The sequence below is a fragment of the Rhodococcus sp. MH15 genome (assembly GCF_019266045.1).
GTDB lineage: Bacteria > Actinomycetota > Actinomycetes > Mycobacteriales > Mycobacteriaceae > Rhodococcus_F > Rhodococcus_F qingshengii.
In genome coordinates, this window is the sequence record NZ_LPNP01000015.1 from 1 (window position 1) to 2033 (window position 2033).

Annotated in this window: 2 protein-coding genes; one reads left to right on the forward strand and one right to left on the reverse strand. The window is 57.1% G+C overall.

All coding sequences use genetic code 11. The features are described 5' to 3' along the window. Positions 1–107: 107 nt before the first annotated feature. Positions 108–764, reverse strand: a complete 657-nt coding sequence (locus ATN37_RS00095) for a hypothetical protein (RefSeq protein WP_218694578.1) — start codon at positions 762–764, stop codon at positions 108–110. A gap of 341 nt (positions 765–1105) precedes the next feature. Here ATN37_RS00095 and ATN37_RS00100 point away from each other — a divergent pair, with 341 nt between their 5' ends. After that, positions 1106–1888, forward strand: a complete 783-nt coding sequence (locus tag ATN37_RS00100) for a DUF4145 domain-containing protein (RefSeq protein ID WP_021334706.1) — start codon at positions 1106–1108, stop codon at positions 1886–1888. Positions 1889–2033: the final 145 nt, after the last annotated feature.

Below are 2033 nucleotides of genomic sequence, written 5' to 3' on the forward strand. Positions count from 1 at the left end.
CGTTGCCGGGACCGAATCTGACTCACAGCAGGTGGGGAACTATCTGGCCGTACGCGGGGAGAAACCATGGCCACAAAATGCGCCATAAATGGCCGCCAGTGGGGAGCTTACGATGGCCGTCGACACTCCTCAGCATCGCGCTGCGAAACACCACGCACCGCCACTGTCATCGTTGCAGTCACGGTCACCTCTACCTCCTGGTCACGCTCACGCCCTCGCAACCCGTTCTCTTCCATGAACCGATCGAATTGCTCGCACAAACTGTTGTCATCGGCCCATTCGATCGCCAGATCATTCAAGTTCTCGATCCACTCCTGATGCTTACGCACGGACTCACCCTGCGCACGCTCCAGAACTGCGCACTTCTCACGCTCGGCTTCCAACTGCACCACAACACGCTGAGCTTCATGCACAGGGGACACGTACTGCCCGAACCACACAGGCGCACACCCAGGCGCTACAGCTGCAGCACGGACCTCTGAAGGCCGCACGGAACCTGCCCACGCCGACAGCAACTTCCGGCCTGGCACAGCCAACTGCGGAGAAACCAACACCACCCTGCCCGACTCCGGCGTGGAAACATCCGCGTCAATAGAAAACCACCCTGCAGCCACCACATCGCCGCTCTCATCAACTACCTCGGACCACGCACCCTCGGAGGGAAACCCGGACACCAACGCGGCGGGCATCACCTCAAGCACCTCCACTCCATCGCGCACAGGAGCCGTCACAGCAGAATCCGCACGCACGTCGAGAACAGTCATCAGAAAACCACCCTTTCCAGGTGATCGAATCGGCGGGCTGGTCAGGCGCCACCACTAACAGGACTCCACAAATCTACCATCAACATCTCCAGCGGGCAAAGATCCGACGATTGAATTCCGTTGTTGTGCAACATATGTCGTACACACTTCGAATGCACTTGCAACTCCAGATGCCCCTGCCCCTCGCTGTGCCGGGGGCAGGGAGATCTGGAGCGTCCCCACATCTCAAACTGGCGGTTTTACCGAACACGATCAGTCTGGCTTGACCGAAGTAATCCACCTCCAGTCCGCAGCATCGTAGATAGACTTGAAACAGCCGATCCGAACATTAGGAGCAGGTCATGAAGCCGTTCGCGGAGAAACTGACAGAGCCAATATTTCTGCACCAATGGCCACAGATTGAATGCCCCTATTGCAACGTCGGCGCACTCCCACTCGAGGAGGACAGGGTCGTGCTGAACCGGGATCCCTACTTCAACACCACCGAGTTCGATGTCAACGATGGCGAACCCGAATCGATAGTCGGAACCTTTGCCGCGCAAACAATCTGCACTGCGATCAACTGCAAAGGCACTACTCTCGTATACGGCGACTTCACCGTTCATGAAGTCAGCTCATTCAGCAACGATCGACAGTTCGAAACGAAATATTCTGTACGCGGGTTTTATCCGCCGATTGACGTTGCTGAGACCGCCGGTGCAGTGCCTGACGCAATCAAGGCAGAACTCTCTCGAGTAGGTTCCTTGGTTTGGAATGATCCGCGAGCCGCAGCGACTGCCCTGCGCGCAAGCATCGAGATTCTCCTCGACGAGCAAGGTATCCCGCGGCTATCCACCAACAAGAACCATGCACCCCTGTATCTGAGCACTCGAATAGACAACTTCCACGAAGCGCACCCAGAGGTCGACGTCAAAGACTTGCTGGACGCCGTCCGCATCGTTGGAAACTCGAACACTCACGATTCATCCCTAACTACCGCCGGCGATCTCCTCCGAACCATGGAGATTGTCGAAACCGCGCTCGACCATCTCTACCCCGCACCGACACCGTCCAAATATGCCAACTCAAACATCGAAGCGAAACGGATCATCGCAGAAGAGCAGCAGCGAAAAGGTCGTGAGTAGAGCATCACTCCGTCGACCCATGAGGAATGATCGAAACCTGTGGATCCCGGGAGGACGCACCTTCCCGGATGATGATCTGTACACGAACAGGATTCTGATCAAGTCCAGCGCGCCAACGCTGGCGGGAAGGTACGCCCGTGCTCAC

Bases quoted from the DNA above. Each gene is read 5' to 3' on its own strand.
- ATN37_RS00095 (WP_218694578.1), bottom strand. From the start codon at position 764: ATGACTGTTCTCGACGTGCGTGCGGATTCTGCTGTGACGGCTCCTGTG.
- ATN37_RS00100 (WP_021334706.1), top strand. From the start codon at position 1,106: ATGAAGCCGTTCGCGGAGAAACTGACAGAGCCAATATTTCTGCACCAA.